Genomic DNA, 21,510 nt, shown 5'->3' with positions numbered 1-21,510 from the left:
GCCCTACAGGTTGTGCGCGCCCTTTTGTCAGCCATTAACGACACCTCAACGCGCGAACTCGGGGGCCTTCTCCGTAGGCAACGTGCGCATTGTTCGAAGCGGTGACAGAAAGTTGGGAAGGACACTCAGCGTCATACCCGCTGCACCAATCCACAAAGTGCCTGCCGCTCCGAACACGGAGCCCGAGGCTCCACCCAAAAGCCCACCGAGAGGTATGCCACCCCAGGAAACAAATCGAGCTGTTGCGCTCATCCGGCCCAGAAGCCGATCCGGCGTCAGGACCTGCTGGAGGCTTGACTGAGTCACCACTCGGACGACTCCCCCCATTGAAAGAGTCGCGAGTCCGATCGCAGCCACATACAGGCTCCAACCCGTTCGCGCCAACGGCATGAGCATGGTCAACGGACAGGTAACCAGCGACGCGAGCCAGATGACCGGACCTTGCCCGACCCACTTGGAGACCCTGGTTGCCAACAGTGCGCCCAGCAAGGCACCACAACCCATTCCGGAAAAAATGAGGCCGATGCCAAAGGACTGGAGACCTATCTCCCGCTCCAAAAAGACCAGCAACATGGTCTGATACATGACGAGGAAGAGGTTGAATATCGCATCCCCCAGCATGATCGCACGGAGGGTAGGGGACTTAATGACGAACTTCAGCCCCTCCTTGATCTCTCGGGCCAATTGAGGGTGATCACTCGGCTCAGGCTTCTGTTCGCGTTTCCGGATAGTGATCGCGAGCAGTCCTGACATAGCCATCCCTGCTGAACTCGCCAAAAGCGTTGCAGGAGCTCCGACCAGGCCGACCAGCGGCCCTGCCACCGTCGGCCCGCTGATACTGGTCACCGAGCGTATCGCCGACAGTTTTGAGTTTCCTTCCACGAGATTGCGGCGTCCCACCAAGTGCGGGAGATAGCTGACGTATGCAACATCGAAGAAGACAGTCAACACTCCGTGAATCAAGGCGACTGCATAGAGCCACCAGATGGTGAGAAGGCCCGCCCACCACGCCATCGGAACCGTCAAGAGGGACAGCGCGCGAGCGAGATCAGTGCTGACCATCACCGATCGCTTCCGCATCCGGTCCACCCATGCACCTGCCGGCAACCCGACCAGGAGCGACCCTGCCGAAGTCGTCGCGGCCAGTAAGCCCACTTGGAACTCGTCGACATGCAATGCCGCGATGGCAACCAGAGGCAAGGCCAAAAAGATGATGCGGTCGCCCAACTGACCGAGCGCAGTGGCAGCAAACAATCGTCCGAAGTCCTGATTACGTAAAAGGCCGAGCCGGGAGGATTTTGGCATGGCATACCCTACTGTCGAATTTCCGATGCATGTCTCATGGCTCCAACGGCTAAGGACGGCCGACTCCGAACTCGTAGACCACTTCCCGGCGCACGTCCGGAATGACCATGTCGGCCGTTTCCACCGGGCGTCCGTCCGTGTCGAAGATGGTCCGCTCGATCTGAAGCACGAGGTCCCCCACGCTGATCCCCAAGAGGTTCGCCTGCACCTGGGTGGCGCGAGCCGGGCGCGGCACCTCAACCACAGTCGCGATGACCACGCCAATCGAACGCATACGTTCTACCACCCCCTTTCCTGCAAAGGGCCCCATCTCGGGCAGCACAATCGGCGTTCCATCCGTGATAGCCATCGGCTCCCAGGATTCGGAAAGCTGGACGGGTTGCCCGTCGGCGAGGAACTCGTAATGCGTATTGACACAGAGGTCCCCAGGGCTGATGGCGAGTCGCTCGGCGATTGGCTCGGGGGCGGGGACGCGCACCTGACTGTGTGAATCCCAGGCGTCGGCCCTGCCCCGCTCCCTCCTATCGGGCCAAGGCCGGGAGCCCTCCCGGCGTTCGCGGTGCCGCGAGCGAACCAGCCGCAGGCGCTCTCGCGGCGTGCGGACGTAGGTGCCCGATCCGGCGCGTCCTTCGAGAAGACCGTCGATGATCAGACGGTCCATGGCCCTCTGCATGACGTTGCGTCCGACCCCGTACTCCACGGCGAGTCGTGCCCGCGACGGCAGGCGCTCCCCGATCTCCCACTCTCCCGAGAGGATCCGTGCGCGCAGCACGTCGGCTACTGCGAGGTACGGCGCCTCTCGGGGCATGGATGATCCTCCGGCTGTCCTGCCCTGCGGCAGCTGATCGTTCCCAGGGGGCGTTGGCAAGTTACTGCACCAGGAAAAAGCTGCTGGAGTAGAAATACGCTCCGAGTTCATGCGCCTACCGAGGTGGTCGGCAAGCAAACCACCTCGACCTGCTGATCGGCCGCCGGCCACCAAGGCGTGGACCCGGCATGCTGGTGCTGGGAAAACAGTCCGGTGGGACGACCAGCTTCTGCGGACACAGCGGATGCACGGGGCTGGAGGAACCCGAGAACTCCTGGCAGTCGAGCGCAGGCGGATAGGGAACCGTTACGGCGCGTCGTACCTGCTCGTGGCGCTCTGCACGGGGCGGATAACCGCCTTGCCGGAGTCAAGGTCTACAGAACTGGGAGGTGCACCGGATTCGGCGTCGTCCCGGAGAACAAGTTGGCGTTCCCGCTCCTGTTGCACGTGTCGCTGTGACGGATGGAAGAGCTCGCCCCACGCCTCAGCAGTGGATGCTCCGCCACCGCCATGCCTGCGCCGCCGCCAGCCGACCCACGTAAAGAGGAACAGCCATAGGCAAATGACGACACTGCCAGTCGCAAGGAGCAAGGGTTCTCGCCTTCCGGGCGCCGATGGTTCGTGCTGACAGTCTGCTGACCAGCGGGGTACGACCGCCAGTGCAAGCCGAGCCAATGACTTGGCGGTAAGAGAGGCAGCTCAGCCGCCGGTGTCTCATGAGACACCTCGCAGTCTGGAGAACGACGGCCACCGGACCGTCGTCTGGCGGGAGAGGGACACCGTCCGGCTGCAGGCCCGCTCCGGGCGCGACGTCACCGCGGTGTGGATGGACCTGGCCCTGGCGGCCTTCGACATGCTCCCGCCGGGCACGGTTCTCGACGGCGAGGCCGTGATCTACGCCCACGGGAGGATCGACTTCGGGGCGGCGCAGTCGCGTGCCCTTTCCACTCCGGCCCGGGCGCGCCGTCTCGCCGAGGAACTGCCTGCCCACTACACGACCTGGGACATCCTGCTCCACCCTGACCACGGAGATGTCCGGGCCCGGCCGTACGACGACCGTCGTGCTCTGCTCGCGGCTCTACTGCGCGACCACGACGTTCAGCCGCCGATCCAGTTGGTGCCGATGACCGACGACCCGACGGTGGCCATGACCTGGTACCAGCAACTCCCGGAACAGGGCATCGAAGGCATCGTCGCCAAGCGGGCCAACTCCGTCTACCGATCCGGCCGGATCTGGAGGAAGATCCGTCACGCTGAGACCGTGGACGCCGATGTTGTCGGCTACACCGGCCCTGCCGCCCGGCCGCGGGCACTCGCCGTCCAGCTTCCCAACGGACGTATCGCGCTCACCCAGTCGCTCACGGCACCGCTCGCCGCCCAGATCGCGGTGCACCTGGCCGCGAGCGGCCCGCCCCGACGTGCGCGCACCCCATCGGGCGAGACCTACGCGTCCATCTCGCCCTTCGGCTTGATGGCGGAGGTCTTGGCGGGCACGACCCGTCAGGCCGTCGTCACGGTCACCCGGCTGCGAACTACGTGAGCCGGGCCGAGCAATTCGGTGGCGAACATCTGGGTCGGCTTCGTGTCGTGCCGGACGTCCTTCTGGCCGGGGCCGACGGTCGAGCGACCGCCGGCCCCGGCAACTGGAGAGTGCCTTTCAACACCCGGGGGAGATGGAGGAAGACGAACACGTGGGGACGGCGCCGCCGGTGGCGGGACCGGCCGTGTTCGTCGGCACGGCTGCCCACCCGATCGTCACGAGGAGCATCGCCACGGCCGCGCCGGCCCCGATCGCGGCGCCCAGGTCTCCCGTGGCCGGGAGCGTGGCGCTGTTCTTCTTCGAGTTCTGGAGGACGAGGTACCCGACCACGAACGCCACCATCGCGATGAGCAGCAGGCCGGGGGTGATCACGAGCGAGGTCATCGGACGGCGGGCATCCCCGTGCTCTCGACATCGCCGGCGCGAGGCGGTCCGTACGGGCCGGTGACTCCGGCCGCTGCCGTTTCCCCAGGTCGGGGGCGATGTCCGAGGCGTCGTGTAGCTTCAGCAGTGTCAGTCAAGGGTTTCTCCTTCTACCGGTACGAGGGGGTCGGGGGACCCGGGACACACCGGGAGCCCTGGGGGTGCGGCCAGCCGCCAAGCAAAGTCCGCACTTCCAGGGCCCCTTGGTCATGTACGGAGTCCTGACACCCCCGACGCTACCGCCGGGGTCTGACAACGCCGCGTCCGTGCTCGGCACGAAACCGGCGAACAGCCCGGTGCCGCCCTCCGCGGCCTCGCCGAACGCGTCGTCGTCACGTTTGGCGAGGAGCGAGAAGTCGAAGGAGACGCCGACGGTGCCACCCCATGGATCCGCTGCCAGAACTATGGCAAACGTGATCATTCATTGGCGACTTGGCATTTTCCGACGCCGCCCATGCCGTAGAGCGCTTCGGGTAAACGGGCGGTGACCTCCGGTACCGGACGGTGCGGAGATCCCGGGGAGGGGGCGCTCGGCCGGTGAAATTCACATCCCGGATTCGGGCATCCCGACACATCTGTGTCCCGATTGTCTTGAATTAGATGAGACCGTCCGAAAATCCCCATACTGGAATCACAGGCGCCGACATGCGCTCGCCGGTGGAGTCAGGCAGCCGGCTCGACGTCGTCCGGACCGAGCGCGGGTTCGTCACCTTTGGGGGAAGGGATGGCGCCCTTGGCGTTCTTGAGGTCCTGCCGCACAGCGACCAGGGCGGCGCCCTCGACGCCGTTCTGCTTGCACAGCGCCCAGTGCTCGTGGCCCTGCACGATCGCGGCCGCCTTGCGAAGCTCTGCCCACAGTTCGTCGTACGTCTCGGCGTCGGCCTCTTCCCAACCGGACGTCTCCGGGCGCCCGCGACGGTGCCACCGCTCCGGCTCCGCCGGCCATCCGCCATCCGCCTCACGCGACCAGGGAAGGCGGGCCTGGTGAGCGTGGAGCGCGGCGTACAGCTCGGCGAGCTTGCGCTGGGCGGCAAGCAGTTCCCCGGGAAATTCCTTCGGGTTGAACGGTTTATCCTCATTTGCGGGGGCGGGAGTGCTCATGCCCAGGATGTTAGTTCGACCCGCTGACAGCGGTGCGTACCCGGTTCTGCGTGACGGCCCGCACTTCGGCACCGTCGGGCGGACGGGGGATCCCGCGAGGAACAGGCGGTAGGCGTGGTCCCCTCGAACGGACGGATCTGACGGGAATTCGCTGCCTCTGTCAGTCCGCGCAGGTACCGTCTTTCGTACGGCCACGCACAGGCCCAAGCCAGCCTCTAGCCCATGACTGGGGCGATCTGAGGATGAAGGTGCCAGGACTCCGGTCCCAGCGCATCAGTGCGGAGAGTGCCACCAGCGTCGCCACCGACGCCTTGCCGAATGTCCGCGTCTGTCCCCAGTTCCCTCGCGTGCATCGGGTCATGGGTAACCGCTGCACCTCTGATGGGAGAACTGCTGTGGTCCAGAATCACGGGAAGAAGAAGCGCGCCAAACAGAGGGCGCAGCGCGCGGGGGCGGGCCACCAGCCCTCGGTCACCAACACCCTGCACACGCACGAGCCGCTGCCGGACATGGCTGTCCTGTCCCTGGTGCCGCACGGCGCCGGCCGGGCGCTCGATGTCGACCTTGCCGCGCGGCTCGTCGCCGCGTGCCGTGCCCGATGCGGGCCGTGCCAGAAGTCGCTGGCAACGAAGGTGCGGCAGAACCGGCCGACGCTGGCGGCACTCGCTGGGGTCGTCTTCGGGCTGCTGCCGACCGTGGGGGTGCTCGCCTCCGCCGCCACGCGTGAATGGGCTCCGTTGGCCCGCGACGCGAAGGCCAGGAATTCCGGCGCCGAGGCGCTCGCCGCAGTCGAAGCGATGACGGACGAACAGGTCTCGGAACTTCTGGAGGACGCGCTCGACCACTGGGCGGCGGGCGGTGTGCCCGAGGAGCAGATCGCCGGTTTGATCAAGTTCGTCGGGACGGACGGGCCGGCTGGTGCTCACGTCCATGCCGAGCCCGACACCGGGCTGATGGAGGGGATGCTGCCGTACGTCGACGGCTGGCAGATCAACCACACCTTGGCGACCAAGGTGGTCAGCGCGGTCTGGGCCGGTTGCGATTCGTGTCAGGAGAAACTCACCCCGCAGGTCGTCGCCGACCGGGCCACCCTCGCGGGGCTCGCCGGCGCGGTCTTCCTGACTCCCGCGCACGCGCCGCGCCAGGAGACGCCCGCCGCCGGTCCGGTCGCCCGGGCGTGGATCGAGCAGGCGCACGGCAAGTCCCGCACCAGCGGCGCAGAGACCGTCCTGCGGGCCGTCGCCGAGCTCGACGAGGACGACGCCGAGGACCTGCTGGAGGAGGCGCTCGACGTCTGGGACGACTCCGGGGCCGCCCAGGCCGGGATCGGACTCGGCTCCATCCGGCAGGTGCCCCCGCGCCAGCGCCCGGCCGATCCCATGGACACCTTCCGTGCGGCCGGGATCGAGGTAATCACTCTGGACGACCTCGACGTGGACCTGGACGGCATCGACACCTACCACCTGGCGGAGAACTACGGGGTGTTCATCGGTCAGACAGCGACACTCGAGGGCCGTCCGATGCCGATGCTCACGCTGTACCCGGAGACCGAAGGCGCCGGGATCCAGGACCTGGAGCACCGCACCGACTGGGCGCACTGGGGACTGCACGGGGTGCCGGACATGGACCCGCACTGGCGGCTGCGCGCGAACATCGCCGACCGGGCGCTGCAGGGACTGGTCCACGTCGGCCCGGACGGCGAGGACGACATCGAGCTGTGGCGGGCCGCGGAGAAGGTGAGCCTGCCGGCGGAATGGTGGGACCTGCTCGACCAGGTCCAGCATGTCCTGGTCGCCGGTCCAGTCAAGGAGGGCAGCCACCAGGCGCTGCAGGCGGCGGGCGACGCGGGTGAGTTGCTGGCCGTCGTCGCACGGGTGACGTTCACCTGATGGCCCGCCGTGAAGGCAGCCCGCACCGGCACCTGCCCGGAGCCGCCGGCATCTGCGTCGGGGCCGAGGACGCCACCGTCGCCCTGGTCGACGACGTTCCGGGCCGGGAATTCGACATCACCGAGCCGGACGGCGACTGATACCGCCTCGTTTCCGGTCGTAGAACAGGAACTTGCCCAGGCCAGACGCTACGGCCCTGATGCCGTCCGTCCGGTGCGCACGCACCCGCATCACGGGGGCGCCGCCCGCGCCGGTCGGTGCCGGGGGAGCGGGGCCCTGGGGCCGTGAAGGCCCCAGCAGCCACCCGGCCCGGCCACCCCAACCCTTTCGAGCAGGAGGAGAACCGTGCTCAGCACCGAGAACGTGAACCTCGCCCAGATCGCCCGCATGGCCGGGGTCGGCCGCGCGGCGGTCGTCAACTGGCGCCGCCGCCACGGCGGTCTGAACGCCACCGGTGGCACCGAGGAGTCGCCGGCCTTCCCCCGCGAGGCCGCTGAGCAGTGGCTGCGCGCCCTCGGCAGGCTCCCGCAGACCGATCCGGCCGAGCCCGCCACCCTCGTCTTCGAGGGCGGGCAGACGGTCGCCGCGTACGTCCCGGACCTGCGCTTGCCCGGCCCCGGGGACCGGTACGACCGGTATGAAGAGTTCGGCGGCTACATCGCCGCCGAAGGCCGCGACGGAATCCCGTGGCCCCGGGCTTCGGTGCGGATCGACGTCCCCGGACAGACGCCGTACGCGGTGACCGACGCGAACGTCGACATCAGCTACGCGGGCGGCAACTGGCAGTACCTGAGCCTGATCTGGCCCGCCCCGCGCCGCCGGCTGCTGGCCACCACCCTCACCACCTCAGCGCAGTCGAAGGAGCGTTGATGACCGAGGCGACCACGCAGACCACGGCTGCGAAGACGCCGGAACCGCCGGAGGAGCTGGGGGGCTGGCGGATCGCGGGTCTGCTGTCCGAACGTCTCGGTGTCGAGGTGACGATGGCCGACATCGACGACCTCGTGGCCCAGGAGCACCTGGTCGTGACGGGGTGGTTCAAGCGGAGGCCGATGTACGGGACGGCGGCCGCGCTCGCCCTCGATGAGGACCTGGTGCGCGGCGTGGTCACCGAGCGTCTCGCGTGGGAGGCGGCGAGCGTCCGGAGGGACGCGGCGGCCGAGCGGATCGGCTGGCACTGGCGGGACATCGAGCGCATGGGTGAGGAAGGGCGCATCACCCTGGGCAAGGGCCGCCGCTACCTGATCGCCGACCTGGAGACGCTGGCCGCCGAGGCGGACGGCGAGCAGTACATCACCGCGCAGGCCGCCGCCGACGTCCTGGAGATCCGGTACCCGTCGGACTGGCGGTACGTGGAGGCCGCCGGGTGGATCACCCCGGCCGACACCTACGACCGGGAGGTCGGCCGGCACCGCACCGTCACCGTCGCGCTGTACCGGCTCGGCGACGTCCGCGCCGTGCGGGACATGCCCGGCGTCGACTGGGAGTCCGTGCGCGGCCTGCCCAAGGGCGCGGTCTCGCCGCTGCGCGAGTACGCGGCCCTCGCCCCCACCCGGGCCGCTGTCATCAGGGGGTTCGCGCAGGCCCTGGCCGACCGGCACCACATCACCGTGTGGGCGTGGAACTCCCCGTACTCCGGCTGCTGGGAACTGGACTGGGAACGTGTCGACGGCGGGCCGGCCGAGCACCAGGTTCTGCGGGAGCTGTGCGACGACCCAGCTGCCGCACCGTACGCCGGCGAGATCACCCTGTGCCCGGAGTGGGGGGAGGTGACCCGCGCCGCGCGCGAGCTCCTGCAGCCGGACGCCGCGGTCATCCTCGACACGGAGACCACGGACCTGGACGGGCAGACGATCGAGGTCGCCGTGATCGACGCGGCCACCGGCAAGAAGCTGATGGACACCTTGGTCAGGCCGGCCGAGTCGATCAGCGACGGCGCCCGCTGGGTCCACGGCATCACCGACGAGATGGTGGCCACGGCCAAACCCTTCGAGAAGATCCTCCCGAGGCTCCGCCAGGTCACCAAGGGGAAGATCATCTGTGCCTACAACGTCGTCTTCGACAGGGGAATCCTGCTCGGTGACATCGCCCGAGTGGGGAAGAAGCCGATGCACCTGGAGCCCCGGGACTCCTGGTTCTGCCTCATGGAGGCGTACAAGGACTGGACCGGCGCCTTCCGGTGGCTCCGGCTCGGCGGCCGTCACCGTGCCCTCGGCGACTGCGAATCCGCGAGGAAGGTGTTGATCAGGATGTCCGAGGGGCGGGGCACCACGTTCACGCCGACCCCGCCCGCGCCGGGCGACCCGATGGCCGGTCCGTCCGTCGGCAGCGTCATCGCAGCGATTGCCGCGTCCGATGTCTGACAGACCCGTCGACAGATCCAGCTCAGCCACTCTGACAGATCCGACAAAGTGGCAGACGGGCCCCCTTGTAAGACCTGTCAGCCTCAACAGGTCAACGGCCGCTGTCCTGCCCCTCGGGGACAGCGCACCGCAGCTGTGCTCCCCAGCGCCACGCTCGCGGGCCGCCACTTGTCCGGAGAATTTTGCAGTCCCTGGCTCACACTCCTGCGACTGCGCCACTGATGGGTGGGTGGAGGTCTCGCACGGCGGGATCGCCACCCCCGTCCTATCTCGATCATGCGAGAGGCCAGGAATGAGCGACAGCAACGACGAGGGCCGGATCCCGCGCCAGCGCGGAACGGCCCCCGAGGTCGCGCACCTCGTCGAAGAGTTGAGCCCGGAGGCCCAAAGGCAGTGGGAATTCCTCTACGCGAACGCGCTCTCCGTGCGCAGGATCGCGTACCAGAACACGAAGCTGCCGGTGTGGGCGTGCGAGGACATCGAGTCGCGAGTATGGCTCGCCATCTACACCCGGCTCAAGAACGGCGGCCCGCTCGACCCATTGATCGGCAGGGCCGAGTCCTACCTGTGGACGGTGGCCCGCCGTGAGGCATTCGCGTACCTCACGGAGGTGAAGCAGCGCGCTGAGTGCTACGTCGGCGACGACCTGTACCTCCTGGACAACCAGGCCAACGCCCATCCCAGCGCTGAGGAGCGGGCACTGGCCGATCTCGCCCCGGCGACGGCGGTGCTGCGCCAGGAGTTCAGCGACTTCCAGCTGAAGGTGTTCGTACTCGCGGAGGCGTACCACTTGAAGGCGCCGGCGATCGCCGAGTTGCTGGGCGGGACCGCGACGAAGGACTCCGTACGGGACGCGCTGCGTCACGCGCGGCGCAAGCTCCGCTCCGAGAGGGTCGGTCTTCGGCTCGGCCTCCTTGCCGACGAGTAGCCGCTTCCAGGATCCACGGGCTGTCCGCATCGACGACGGCGCGGCCCGCGACTCCGCGTGGGGGCTGCTCCGCCCGCCTTCCGATCAGCAGGAGGTGAAAGGTAGTTGTGATCCGCCCGCCGGGACCCGCCACCCGGACCGGGCAGCTGCATCGGGACCAACCACCCCGGACCGGGACCGCCAACCCGGACGCAGCGCTCGTACCACTCGGACTTGGCCGGTCCGAGTGGTACGCAACGGCCAAGGTCACGGCCATTTGAGAAGGAGAAGGACGAAAGTGAAGACCACCTACCGAGTTCGCGTCTACACGCTCACGCTGATCACGATCCTGCTGTCCGCCATCACCAGGGTCCGGTGCGCGATCGAGGACCTGCTCGTGCTGCTGCCCGGCCGCCCGCCCGCCCGGCCGGGCAGCCGTTCCCGGGTGGACCGGCTCTCCGTCGGGACGAGGGACACCCGGCTGACCACTGACTAAGCCGCCCCCGCGTACTTTCGGGCCGGGCTCCGCTCACACCGGAGGCCCGGCCCGACTGTTGTGTTCGTACCGGCGTACAACGCGCCCGGGGCCCGCCGCCTCCATGCTTTCCAACCCAGGCTGCGGGCAGGTGGTACTGGCACTCCCTGAGGAACACACGATGACCACGATGCACTCCGACGGCGGCCGGGACGAGGACGTCCCGGCGCCGCTGAGCAGCATGCCGGAGGACGTCCTTGCGCGGATCGAGCGCGAGTCCAGCCGCGTACGACGCGAGGCCCGTTCCCTGCGGCGCCGGTTGCGCCGTCAGCGCCGCAGGGAACAGCCCTGGTACGTACGCGTCGTCCGGTACGCGGTGAAGGCCGGTGCCGTGGTGCTCGCGGTGGCCGGGACGATGGTGTTCGTCGTGGCCACCGCAGACCTCGCCCTCGGACACATGGCCGAAGCGATGGAGCTGTACGTCATCGCGACCGCGGCCTGGGCGGGCGTGGCCGCAGCGCAGTTCTTCCGCGCCTGACCCCAAAGGACCGACGTCGCGCCTGCGGTCACGGCTGCGTCCGGGGCGGGCCGGTGATCTGCAGGTTGGTTCTCCCGAGCTGCCACTTGCCGGGGGCGGGCTGGTGGAAGGCCGGGAAGCGGTGCAGAAGCCGTCCGAGTCCGTCCATTTGCCGGCGGTGGGGTTGCTGCACGGCGGCGGGGAGGAGGGAGAGGATGTCGGTGCGCGTCATCGGCTCGGGTGCGCGGGCGAGCAGCCGGGCGACGCGGCAGAGCACGTCGCCTTCTGCGCCGCCGCGTTCGGCGTCCTTCCAGGCCCGCGTGTGCAGTTCGTGCCGGGCGAAGGGTTCACCGAGTGCCGTCACGACGTCCATGCCGACCCGGGAGAGCGTCTGGCGGACCTGCGGGAGCCGGGTGCGGTGGCGGTACGCGTAGATCCCGACGGCGGCCAGCAGAGCGCCGGCGGCCAGCGGGTGGGCGCGCGCCATGCGTACGGTTGCGACCAGGGAACGGCCGGACAGGTCCACCGCGGTGGCGGCGTCCCGTACGGCCTCTTCGGCCGCGCCGATCCTCCCCAGTACCGCTCGCAGGGCCGGCCAGTCCCGTACGGCGACGTCGTGGCGGATCAGGTCATGGTCGGCGGCGAGGAGGACGACGGGGGAGAGGATTCTGGCGAGTTGCACGATGCCGACGTCGCTGGGGTCTTCCTGGCCGAGCTGGGTGGCGGCCGCCGACATGGGCAGCCCGTCTACGCAGACGACGTGGAGCAGCGGGATGTACTGCCGCCACCAGAGCCGTTCCGCCACGGCGAGGTCGAAGTCCCCGCCCTCGTTCTTCCGGTCGGCGAGCACGCGGGGGACCTCGGCCCACACGTAGTGGGGGATGAAGCCGCGCAGTGTCCCGTGGCGCATCCCGGCCAGGATCGAGGACGGCTGGCCCCGCCTGAGCGCGGCGGTGATGTCCGAAGTGAGCACCGAGGTGTCGAAGACCCCGAGCCGGAAACCGCCGCTCAGTGGTCGCGGACGGCCGTAGACGCTGCTGTACATGGCCGGAGCGTAGGCCCCCGCCCGGAAGGCCGGGCACGTATTTTCCGCACGCTGTCCCTCGTGACCCGCTCAAGCCGTGCAGCACCAACGGCGTAGGCCGGTCGCAGCAGGCGTTGCCGGTCCGGGACGGGCAGTTTTGACCATCGGTTCCACGAGCCGGTTGTGGGCCGGTAGGCTGCGGGCAGTGGCCGTCGCATCGGCCCAAGCCAGCGGCCTGGCCCATGACCGGGGCGCACCATGGCGAAGGTGCCCGCGGTCCCTCATAGGAGGGTCCGGTCTGTGCAGCATCAGTGCGAGGTGAACGTCAACTTCCGGCGGTTGTAGGGCCGTTGGGGCTTCCGCATGCTGCTCTTCGTCGCGCGCATCGGATCATGGGGCCGGGCGCGGGAAATGTGAGAGCCATGTCCAAGAGCCACGGTCGCAAGAGCCGGGCACGGAACACGAGCCGGTCCCGGGGGGCCGCGTACGCCGCCGCCAACGCCGGCACCCTCCACCAGCACGACAGCGGTCCGTCGAACAAGGATCTCCAGCCTGCCAACCCCGGCGGCTGGGGAGTGGAGGCCGCGCCGGACATGCGGACCGCGTCCGCGCTGATCGGCGCGTGCCTCGAGCGGTGCGGACCGTGTCAGCAGTCCCTGGCGGCAAAGCTCCTCGACGAGGATCCGATCGTGCTCGCGGTGACGGCCGGTTCCGTCTACAGCCTGCTCGCCGCCGACTCGCCGGATGCGGGTTCCCTCGGCTCCCAAGCCGCCCAGATCTTCTTCCGGGCCCTGAAGTCCTCGCCGCCGGGTGACGGCCGCGGCATGGTCCGCTGCGTCGAGACGCTGAACCGCGAGGACCGCTCGGACCTCCTGGAAGACGCGCTGAACCTGTGGACGTTCTTCGGGCACAAGCACGCCGGACTCATGCGCGCCCAGAACACCGGTCAGAGGAGCACGTCGCCGTTCACGTTCACCGTCCCGGGCGGCGATCCCGCGGAGGCCGACTCGGGTACGGTGCTCGACCTCTCGGGTCTCGCGCACCCCGCCCGGTACGGCGTCCGGGCTGACATGACGTTGACCGGGGCCGGCCGCGTCGCCTCGGTCGCGCTGGTCCCGGATCCGGAGAGTCCCGAGGCGGGCTACGACGACCTGCACGAGCGCCTGGCCTGGGAGCCGTACATTCCCGACGGACTGCCGGAACAAGATCCGGCGTGGGTGCTGACGGTCCACGAGACGCACGGGACCCTGCTCGGCATCGTCCGGCTGCTGGACGCCACCCTCCTGCCCGACAATCCGCGGCACTGGCGCCCCGACGCGTACGACGTCATCCTCTGGAGCGCCGCAGAACGGCAGCCGGTGTCCGCGGCGTGGCTGGAGACCGCCCGCCGACGCGGGTCCGCTCTGCTGTACGGGCCGCTCGACGTGACTTCTGCGGCGCCCTCTTCCCCTTCCCGCCTGCTCTCCGTGCACGCGCGCTGCGTGTTCGCCGACCGGCTGTGACCAGGACTGGAGAAGAGCTATGACGCAGAGGTTCGAGAATGCCGGCCTGGTGCTGGGGCCGGTCGACGGCCGGTCGGCGGCGCTGTGCCGGTTCGCCGGCTGGCCCGGCGCCGAGCGGAACCCGGTCGCCCTCGCCGTCGTCGACGCGGCCCTGGCCATCGGCGAGCAGGTAGAGGGCGTGGACGACGTCCGGGTGCTGCTGAGGCTGTGGAAGGCAGCCCACATGTGGGGGTATCCGGCAGTTCCCGGTATCGAGCGGCCTTCGCTGGGCAAGGCGAACACGGTGGTGGCCGCCCGCCTGCAGAATCTGCTGGAGCAGTTGGCGCCGGAGCAGCTGCGGGAGTTGGGGATCGCCCTGTCGGTGAGCCGTGAAATGGTCGGCCTGGCACTGGAACTGGTAGAGGAGGCAGCAGCCGGGGGCCGTGAATTCGAGGTGGGGTCGATCGCGGAGTTCGAGCTTGAGGAACGGCTGACGGAAGAACGTATCGGTGACGCCGTGGACGTACTGCTGCTGGACGCCCCCGGTGGCTGGCCGCCGCCGCAACGTGCCGCGCTGACGCTGGCTCTGGTGTGGGACCTCGCCGACCTGATCGCGCACACGGCACACCTGTCGGTGGAGGACACGCTGCCCGCGGCCTTGTTGTGGCAGGCCGCCGGAGCCGACCATGTCTGTGCCAGCGCGCGGGTCCCCGTGCCGGGGACCGACCTGCTGGTGTGGGCCACGATCGATTCCGAGCCGTTCGACGGGCGCCCGTTGTGGAGCCAGGCCGCAGCCGTCGGCCAGTGGCGGTGGTCGCTCGGCTGGGAACGCGAGGACGGCTCGAAGGTGCACTACAAGGCCGGCCGTTGCCCGAGCCAAGCGGCAGCACGCTGGGAAGCGCAGTGGGCGACGCAGAACCTGCTCGACGACCCGCATCTGGCCAGGAGCCCCGCGACGGGCGATCCACTGATCACTCCACACTGAACAGCAGCCCGGTGATCGGCCGGCCCGTCGGGCACTAGGCGCCATGCCCCACCGGTCCCCTGATCCGTCCCGGAGCGCACGTCGCCGAGCCGCCGCCGGGCTTCTCCCGACGGCGCCAACTTTCCCGTTTCCGTCATGGTTCCCTGACGATATCGATATCGTCAGGGAACCATGACGACAGATGGGTCGAGGAGGGGCGAATGGGCTGGTTGCATACGGACGACGACGGCACCCATGAGGCATGGGTCGTTGCGGTGCTCTCGGGCGGGGAGGAGGCGCCGCACGACGCCTTCGAGGACTCGGAAGAGACCTGGAAACGGCGCGTGTCCTGGGCGTGGTCCTTCAAGTACGACGGCAATGAAGGGCGACGGCGCGCCCAGGCGCTCCGGGTTGTCTGCGCTTGCGGCTGGCGCGGGCCCCGTCGCCCGGTGGACTTCGCAGACCCCGACGCCTGCGATGAGGGACTTCAGCGCGAGTGGATCCGGCACGCCGAGGTCAGCATGTCCCGCACGCTGCCGGAGCGGCTCCGGCGATTGCTCGATGAGGTGGAGGAGACGGTCCAGGCGCTCAGCGTCCCCGTGCGGGAGGGCGGGGAACTTGACGAGCAGCGGCCCCTCCTCGCCATCTACGCGGCTACCCGGCTCCAGATGAATGCCAGGGAATGGCAGAAGGAGGCCGTGCGTGCGGCTCGGGCGGCGGACTACTCCTGGGACGAAATCGCGCAGCCGCTCATGACGAGCAAGCAGTCCGCACACGAGAGGTTCCGGAAACACGTGCCTGACAGCCCGTGAGGTACTCCGCTTCTCTCCTCGCTGTCAGCGCCTTCGGATACCGTGATCCCATAGGCGAACTGAACGCCCATCCCGCAGTCGCGCGCCCACGCCGCGTGAGTTCCGGGAGAAGGTCCTTCGGGATCCAGATCACCAGAACAGGCCGATCCTCTTCTCCACCGGCCGACGGCGTGGGCGCAAAGGCCGGTCTCATGGAGACGATCGTGACCAAGCGCAACACTGCCCAGCAGCGGGCACGGGAGCTGCAGCAGGCCGGGGGAATCGGCTACCACGAGGCTTTGACCCGGGTACTGGAAGGCACGCTCCCTCGCCAGGAGAGCGTTCCGAGCGTCACCCTGACCGAGTCGACTCTCATCGTCATCGAGTCGGCCGGCGGCCTGTCCTGCAACGCCTGCTACACATCCATGGACTGGGACCAATGGGCCCTGTACCTGCATGACGTGAGCACGTACGGCTACAGCGGAACCTTCGCTCTCTGCGCTGACTGCGCGAAGGCGATCGGCAGGGCAGTCGGCCGCATTCCGGACGGGCCCGCACCGGACCCGGAGGACCCGGGAGTGTGGCCCCCCTTGCCGGCAGGATCTGCCGACAACCGGATCGTGGCCTACCGCCGTCTGGACCGTGTCCACCTGCTGTGCCGACGTCACAAGCCCGAGCCGCTCACTGACGATTACGAACCCGTCACCAGCGACGACCTGGAACGCGGGGGGATTTGCACTGTCTGTCATGTCGACGTGCTCATCGACTGACCCGTGTAGCTGAGTGAACTCGGCGGCAGGCCCGCCGTCGAGTTCACTCCCCTCCCGAGGGTCCGTCCCCCCGGCCGCCGGCTGACAGGCCGACAAGTGGGACAGCACCGTCAACGCCTGCGTCAGCACACCACTTAAATGAGCGAGATCAATCGGAATTTGTATGACTTTCACCATCATCCCGTGTGTAAATCGCTACACTGGTGGTGAGTCATCGCGCTTTGGAGGGTGAGTGAGTCAGTCGAAACAGGGGGAAGCCCCGGTCAGCGCGACCGTGGCGCGCAACAGCCTGTACTCGCTGGTGCGGCTCGTCGAAGAGGAGGGGCGCACCACGGTGATCACCAAGCAGAAGATGTGTGCTCTGCTGGCGCCGCTGGACCGGTTCCCGGCAGCACGGCAGACCGACGCCTTCCCGGCCCATGTGCTGAGCGCCGCGCAGAAGGACTTCGGTGACCTCGTCACGCTGGCCGCGCAGGGCGAACCACAGGTCCTCCTCCGCAACACCACGCCGGTCGCCGTCCTGCTCCCCGCCGACCCTGCCTCAAGTACCCCCTCGACCGACACGGCCGCGCACCCCATCGCGGCGACCACAGGAGGTGCGGTGAACAGCCAAGGCAGCCAGGACCGAGGCAGTACGCCCCGCAGGCTCGCCACGCTCGGCGATGCCATGTCCGTCCTCACCGGCGGGCCGGTCAGCGGCCCCACGTTCGGGTTGCCTGGTCTGGACGCGGTGACGGGCGGTCTGCAGGCAGGCCGGCTGACACTGGTGGCGGCCCCGCCGAGCGTCGGCGGAAGCCTGCTGGGCCTTGCCGCCGCCAGGCGGACCGCGCTCGTCGACCGTCGAACGGTGCTGTACGCGGCCTCGGGACCGAACCGGGAGGACATCTTCCGCCGGATCCTCTCCGCCGAGACCGGGGGCGACTACCCGCGCCTGAAGCAGGGCCGCCTGACCGAGGGCGAGCAGCAGGTCGCCCATCAGCTCGTCCGGGCAGGCGTGGGTGACCTGCTACTCATCGATGACGGCAGCAACCTGAGGGCCCAGGACATCGCGGAAACCGCACCGCACATGCAGGGCCTGGCCCTCGTGGTCGTGGACCGCCTCCAGACCGCACACAGTCCCCGTCTGCCACTGTCCGGGGACCGTCTCCCAGATGCCTCCCAGATCCTGGCCGGCCTTGCCCGCGACCTGCGTGTGCCCGTGCTGGCCGTCGTGGACAGCGACGACCCTGCGCTCCTGGGACTCCTGGACGCCGACATCATGGTGACGCTCGCTGTGACCGCGGACCCGGGGAAGGTCGAAGTCACCGTCACGGAACGCGACTTCGGCACGATCGGCTCGGCGTACCTTGAGCCCGACCTGATCCACGCCCGTTTCCTCGACGCCGAAGCCGCCCCCCTCGACCGCGCCGGCAGCCCGGCGGGCCCGGGGCTCCCAGTGGCCGTCGGCGGAACGGCGGCGCTGGAGCTGGCCGAGGCCGCCCTTCCCTACACATCCGGCGGACACCAGGGGATCCCCGCCGCCCTCACTCACGAACTGGCGGCATGGCGGACCGCGGTCGCGGGCGGCGACCAGGCAGCCCTGAAGGAGATCCTGCCGTCCCTGCTCCAGGCCGCCGCAGCGGTGGCGAAGATGCCGGACACGCATGAGGGGCACCGCCTCGCCACCGCGCTGCGGCCCTACAGCGAGCCCCAGTCTGCCGACAGCGCTGAAGGCACCGCGCAGCCCGCCGCTCCCGCTGTTCACGCCCGGGCGGACAGCGGGCAGGTCCAGGCCGACGTCGCCAAGGACGAGGAAGACGGCGAGGACGGCCTGAAACCCGGGGACGAAGAGGATGAGCCCGAAGGCCATGTCTTCCCTGCCCTGACGAAACTCAAGGACGCGGTCGGCCGCTCGAAGATGCACCCGGTCTGGGTCATCCGCAAGGAGGAGCGCGACAGCGGCCCGTGGCCGCTGATCAGCGAACACATGGACGGTGAGCCCCGCTGGGTCCACCCCGACGTCACCGCCACCCGCGTCCCCCACATCCGGGCGAACGGCACGCGTGTGCGACGCGACCAGCTCGACGTGCCCGGCTCCTTCGGCGAGGGCGTGCTGTGCCTGATCGACCGCAACGGCAGCTTCCCCTCAGCCTGTTCGGCCGTTCCCCTCGCCCCGAACGTGCTGAAGCACACCGGCCCGCTCAAGGCGTACGACAAGACCCAGGCCGGCATCTACCTCATCGACATCCCGCCGTGGAACCGTACCGACATGCCGCACCCGCTCGGGCGGATCATCGACCGTCCGGACGAGGACGGCCGGGTATGGGTCACCACCCCCCACATCAAGCAGTTGGAGAAGCTCGTCCGGGACGGTCACCTCGGCGCGATGCCGGCCATTCACGACTCCTGGACCGGGAAGTACAACGAATCCCTCTTCAAGCCCTTCTACGAGGCCACCCGCACGGCACGGACCGAGCTCGTCCAGGCCGGCGGCGCCCCCTACAAGGCGTACAAGACCCGGCTGTCGATCGCGCTGCGCCTGCTGTGGCCCAAGCGCCCCACCCAGAAGTCCCCCTTCTGGCGGCCGGACTGGCGCATGAGCATGGTCGCCGAGGCCTCCGTCCGCCACTGGACCGTCGCGTTCAAGGCCGTCCAGGAAGGCCACCAGCTCATCGCGTTGCGCAACGTCGACGCGGCCGTCTTCTGGGTACCCGACACCACCGCGCCCGCCACGTACCGGGTGGGGACTGGCTTCGGCGAAGTGAAGGCCAAGTTTGTCCAGGCCGGCGAGATCATCCCCGAAGGTGATGACTGATGGCCGGCCCCACAGGACGCGGCCGCTCCCTGGGCGCAGCTCTCAACGACCTCCTGTGCTCCCAGGTCACCCCCCGCCACCGGCTGTCGTCGTACCACGCCCAGCACTGGCACGCCCAGCTCTCCCAGCTGACCGGTACGCGCCGCGGCTACCAGGCCCTGGAAGCTGCCGGCCTCGGCGTGACGGCCCAGACCCTGTTCAACTGGCTGTCGGATCCCGAGTACAACGTCCGTCGCAGCTACCGCGACATCATCCACACCGCCTACGAGAACGTCGCCATCGTCCCCGCCGACCCGATCCCCGACCACATCACCGACGGCCAGTACGAGATCAGCGGCGTCGTCAAGACCGGGGACGACGTGCGCACGCGCGGCACCGTGGACGCCGCCCCTCTGCGGATCGACGGCAGCCGGGGCAACTGGGACGCGATCAAGGAACTCTGGATGGCCGGCGAACTCACCGACGACGAGTTCGAGGACCACTTCATCGACGACGTCATCGTGGAGGACATCGGCGAAGGTACCGACGGCTGGGAGTTCACGGGCGCCTCCTACTCCGTCGAAGTCCGGTAGCAGCACCCACGAGCAGCCGAACCGTCCGCCGTAGCAAGGGAGTCCACCTCATGAGCCACCACCGGGAACGCCGGAAGTTACCGCTGATCGCCGTGTGCGGACAGTCGGCCGCGAACACTGAGCACCGTCCCGACCTCGGTCGGCTTGAGGTCGGCTTGGGGGAGGGGACGCGGGCATGGCGCAGTTGAAGATCCGGGAGCTGCACGAGTTCCTGCGCCAGGCCCCCCGGCGGGGAGACCTTGAGCAGGACGGGATCCGGCTGGTGTACGACGGCACCGCGTTGCACATGTCCACTGCCGACGCCCCGGACACCGTGCTGGCCCGAGCCAGCACCTACGGGTTCATCACCGAGCCGTGGGAGGTGACCGCGTACCGCGCCAGCATCACCACCACGGAGGTGTGGTTGCGCATCAACAGCGCGTGCGGCGACCACCTCATCGACGTCGCCCCCTTCTGGGCCGAGCGCCCCGCCGCGATCACGTTCACCGCGGGCGGACACACGGCGGCGTTCCCGGTGATCGCCTGCCCGACGGCACCAGCCGACCGGCGCCCGTAGCGCGCCCGCCATCGAGGAAGGACCCAGAGGTGAACGGACGCTGCCCACGCTGTACGGAGACGCACAATGTCCGTATCCGCCGGGGCGACAAGATCAGCAATCATGACTGCCCCGCGTGCGGCGTCCCTCTACAGGGGGTCGCGTCAGGTGCGAGCCGCGGCCGGTACCTCTGTCCCATCGACGGCTACGTCGTCACCCTCGGCCAGAGCGCGGTCCAACTCGACCGGCCCCTGCGCCTGATATGGCGGCCCGGCGAGTCCGGGCGCTCGCACATCACCGAGCCCGGCCCAAGCGACTCGCGGCGCCTGGAGCGCATCGCCGGACGCATCCTGGGGACCGGCTGCGTGGTGTCCGACCACTACGACCCCGATCGTGACCGCTCGCCGTGGTGGCACCGGCAGGCAGGCCTGCTCCTGGTCGACGCCGACGACCGGGAGATCCGATCGCCTGGGTGGTCAACGAGCCGCTGACGTACCGCAAGTGCGCGGCCTGCTCCAGCCGTATCCCCGACCTCCCCGAGCATCACGTCCCAACCGAGTGGACACCGCGCCGGACCTGGACCACCAAGGGCCGCGGCCGGACCCGACGCACCCACGTCCCCGTCAACCAGGGGCCGCACCCCGTCGGCAGCCTCGCCTGCCCTGACTGCGACCCCCGCGCCACATCCACGCACCCGTGAGGAAACTGAACAACCCCCAAGAGCCGCTCCCTTCGCGTCCTACAACGCCGCAGGAACCGGCTACCACCAGCAAGGCCCGAGCCGAAGGAGCGAACACGGTGGCGAACGCAGAGGGACAGCGCCGGGAGACGCTCGCTCGGCAGCGCCGGCACTGGGAGACCGAGAAGGCGCTGAACGCCCTGATGTCGGACCCCGAGATTCAGCGCCTCAAGCAGGAGATCGAAGAGCTGGAGGACTCCATGGCGCGGGAGCTCAGCCCCATGATCCGGCGCTTCCAGGAACGGCGTGACCAAGCGGTCCGGGACGCCGACCTCGACCTTCTGCGCCGGTCGTGTCCGGGCAAGCACGGCCGGTGGGGGAGGATCTGCGTCCTGGACGCCGGGCACGAAGCGCAGTACCCGCACCTGGGGACTGACCCCGAAGGCCAGCCTGTGGCATGGGTGGGGACCACTCCGGACGATGACTGACTGGCCAGACCTGTAACGCGACGTACGCCGCCGCGAGCGACGGGCGGTCACCCCATATTATGTCCACCATTGGACATGTACAGT

At 69.0% G+C, this 21,510-nt stretch carries 23 protein-coding genes and 1 pseudogene; 17 read left to right on the top strand and 7 right to left on the bottom strand.

Going from position 1 to position 21,510, the window contains the following annotated elements; all coding sequences use genetic code 11:
- Positions 1-45: 45 nt before the first annotated feature.
- The 3 genes from ACGF5O_RS45025 to ACGF5O_RS45015 form a co-directional block, all read right to left on the bottom strand.
- A complete protein-coding gene (locus ACGF5O_RS45025) occupies positions 46-1,305 on the bottom strand; it encodes an MFS transporter (protein WP_393668043.1) in 1,260 nt (419 codons plus the stop codon).
- Positions 1,306-1,354: 49 nt separating this feature from the next.
- Positions 1,355-2,113 carry a GntR family transcriptional regulator gene (locus ACGF5O_RS45020; protein WP_393668046.1) on the bottom strand — a complete coding sequence of 253 codons (759 nt, stop codon included), beginning with the start codon at positions 2,111-2,113 and terminating at the stop codon, positions 1,355-1,357.
- A 306-nt stretch (positions 2,114-2,419) separates the two neighbouring features.
- Positions 2,420-2,704 (bottom strand): DUF6191 domain-containing protein, encoded by a 285-nt coding sequence (locus tag ACGF5O_RS45015; protein WP_393815732.1) that lies wholly within the window; start codon positions 2,702-2,704, stop codon positions 2,420-2,422.
- Positions 2,705-2,822: 118 nt separating this feature from the next.
- Here ACGF5O_RS45015 and ACGF5O_RS45010 point away from each other — a divergent pair, with 118 nt between their 5' ends.
- Entirely contained in the window at positions 2,823-3,653 is an 831-nt protein-coding gene (locus tag ACGF5O_RS45010; protein ID WP_393815731.1) for a DNA ligase, read from the top strand.
- Between the two features lie 117 nt (positions 3,654-3,770).
- Here the strand turns inward: ACGF5O_RS45010 and ACGF5O_RS45005 are convergent, their stop codons facing one another.
- From ACGF5O_RS45005 to ACGF5O_RS44995, 3 genes and pseudogenes are all read right to left on the bottom strand, one after another.
- Positions 3,771-4,037 carry a hypothetical protein gene (locus tag ACGF5O_RS45005; RefSeq protein WP_393815730.1) on the bottom strand — a complete coding sequence of 89 codons (267 nt, stop codon included), beginning with the start codon at positions 4,035-4,037 and terminating at the stop codon, positions 3,771-3,773.
- A 238-nt stretch (positions 4,038-4,275) separates the two neighbouring features.
- Positions 4,276-4,455, bottom strand: a pseudogene (locus ACGF5O_RS45000) (methionine synthase); the annotation flags it as partial.
- Between the two features lie 284 nt (positions 4,456-4,739).
- Positions 4,740-5,177 (bottom strand): hypothetical protein, encoded by a 438-nt coding sequence (locus ACGF5O_RS44995; protein ID WP_393815729.1) that lies wholly within the window; start codon positions 5,175-5,177, stop codon positions 4,740-4,742.
- 395 nt (positions 5,178-5,572) lie between these two features.
- On the opposite strand from ACGF5O_RS44995, the gene ACGF5O_RS44990 reads away from it, so the two are divergent.
- The 7 genes from ACGF5O_RS44990 to ACGF5O_RS44960 all read left to right on the top strand — a co-directional run bounded on the left by ACGF5O_RS44990 (position 5,573) and on the right by ACGF5O_RS44960 (position 11,349).
- Entirely contained in the window at positions 5,573-7,066 is a 1,494-nt protein-coding gene (locus ACGF5O_RS44990) for a hypothetical protein (RefSeq protein ID WP_393815728.1), read from the top strand.
- Entirely contained in the window at positions 7,066-7,206 is a 141-nt protein-coding gene (locus ACGF5O_RS44985) for a hypothetical protein (RefSeq protein ID WP_393815727.1), read from the top strand. The genes ACGF5O_RS44990 and ACGF5O_RS44985 overlap by 1 nt, the downstream gene beginning before the upstream one ends.
- A 205-nt stretch (positions 7,207-7,411) precedes the next feature.
- A complete protein-coding gene (locus tag ACGF5O_RS44980) occupies positions 7,412-7,936 on the top strand; it encodes a hypothetical protein (protein WP_393815726.1) in 525 nt (174 codons plus the stop codon).
- On the top strand, positions 7,936-9,429 hold the full coding sequence (locus ACGF5O_RS44975; protein WP_393815725.1) for a 3'-5' exonuclease: 1,494 nt from the start codon (positions 7,936-7,938) through the stop codon (positions 9,427-9,429). Before ACGF5O_RS44980 ends, ACGF5O_RS44975 begins: the two co-directional genes overlap by 1 nt.
- Positions 9,430-9,721: 292 nt before the next feature.
- The gene (locus ACGF5O_RS44970; protein ID WP_393815724.1) at positions 9,722-10,357 is read left to right on the top strand and encodes an RNA polymerase sigma factor; all 636 of its coding nucleotides are present in this window, start codon (positions 9,722-9,724) and stop codon (positions 10,355-10,357) included.
- Positions 10,358-10,634: 277 nt separating this feature from the next.
- Positions 10,635-10,832, top strand: coding sequence for a hypothetical protein (locus ACGF5O_RS44965; protein WP_393815723.1), 198 nt, complete (start codon positions 10,635-10,637; stop codon positions 10,830-10,832).
- Positions 10,833-10,992: 160 nt separating this feature from the next.
- Positions 10,993-11,349: a hypothetical protein gene (locus ACGF5O_RS44960; RefSeq protein WP_393815722.1), complete on the top strand. Its 357-nt coding sequence runs from the start codon at positions 10,993-10,995 to the stop codon at positions 11,347-11,349.
- A 28-nt stretch (positions 11,350-11,377) separates the two neighbouring features.
- Here ACGF5O_RS44960 and ACGF5O_RS44955 read toward each other — a convergent pair whose 3' ends face one another.
- Positions 11,378-12,373: a PIN domain-containing protein gene (locus ACGF5O_RS44955; protein WP_393815721.1), complete on the bottom strand. Its 996-nt coding sequence runs from the start codon at positions 12,371-12,373 to the stop codon at positions 11,378-11,380.
- A 401-nt stretch (positions 12,374-12,774) separates the two neighbouring features.
- Here ACGF5O_RS44955 and ACGF5O_RS44950 point away from each other — a divergent pair, with 401 nt between their 5' ends.
- The 9 genes from ACGF5O_RS44950 to ACGF5O_RS44910 all read left to right on the top strand — a co-directional run bounded on the left by ACGF5O_RS44950 (position 12,775) and on the right by ACGF5O_RS44910 (position 21,426).
- Positions 12,775-13,854, top strand: a complete 1,080-nt coding sequence (locus ACGF5O_RS44950; RefSeq protein WP_393815720.1) for a hypothetical protein — start codon at positions 12,775-12,777, stop codon at positions 13,852-13,854.
- A gap of 19 nt (positions 13,855-13,873) precedes the next feature.
- Positions 13,874-14,818, top strand: coding sequence for a hypothetical protein (locus tag ACGF5O_RS44945; protein ID WP_393815719.1), 945 nt, complete (start codon positions 13,874-13,876; stop codon positions 14,816-14,818).
- 200 nt (positions 14,819-15,018) lie between these two features.
- Positions 15,019-15,609 carry a hypothetical protein gene (locus ACGF5O_RS44940; RefSeq protein ID WP_362646980.1) on the top strand — a complete coding sequence of 197 codons (591 nt, stop codon included), beginning with the start codon at positions 15,019-15,021 and terminating at the stop codon, positions 15,607-15,609.
- Positions 15,610-15,812: 203 nt separating this feature from the next.
- Positions 15,813-16,358 (top strand): hypothetical protein, encoded by a 546-nt coding sequence (locus ACGF5O_RS44935; RefSeq protein WP_362646977.1) that lies wholly within the window; start codon positions 15,813-15,815, stop codon positions 16,356-16,358.
- A 232-nt stretch (positions 16,359-16,590) separates the two neighbouring features.
- On the top strand, positions 16,591-19,152 hold the full coding sequence (locus tag ACGF5O_RS44930) for a DnaB-like helicase C-terminal domain-containing protein (RefSeq protein ID WP_362646974.1): 2,562 nt from the start codon (positions 16,591-16,593) through the stop codon (positions 19,150-19,152).
- Complete coding sequence (locus ACGF5O_RS44925; RefSeq protein ID WP_362646971.1) at positions 19,152-19,724, top strand: hypothetical protein; 573 nt, start codon at positions 19,152-19,154, stop codon at positions 19,722-19,724. The genes ACGF5O_RS44930 and ACGF5O_RS44925 overlap by 1 nt, the downstream gene beginning before the upstream one ends.
- Positions 19,725-19,899: 175 nt before the next feature.
- Positions 19,900-20,280 (top strand): hypothetical protein, encoded by a 381-nt coding sequence (locus ACGF5O_RS44920; RefSeq protein WP_362646968.1) that lies wholly within the window; start codon positions 19,900-19,902, stop codon positions 20,278-20,280.
- Between the two features lie 29 nt (positions 20,281-20,309).
- Positions 20,310-20,750: a hypothetical protein gene (locus tag ACGF5O_RS44915; protein ID WP_393815718.1), complete on the top strand. Its 441-nt coding sequence runs from the start codon at positions 20,310-20,312 to the stop codon at positions 20,748-20,750.
- A 307-nt stretch (positions 20,751-21,057) separates the two neighbouring features.
- Positions 21,058-21,426, top strand: coding sequence for a hypothetical protein (locus tag ACGF5O_RS44910; protein WP_362646962.1), 369 nt, complete (start codon positions 21,058-21,060; stop codon positions 21,424-21,426).
- Positions 21,427-21,510: the final 84 nt, after the last annotated feature.

It is taken from the genome of Streptomyces sp. NPDC048291, assembly GCF_043201715.1.
In the GTDB taxonomy this organism is placed as follows: Bacteria; Actinomycetota; Actinomycetes; order Streptomycetales; family Streptomycetaceae; genus Streptomyces.
This window is presented reverse-complemented; position numbering and strand designations above follow the sequence as displayed.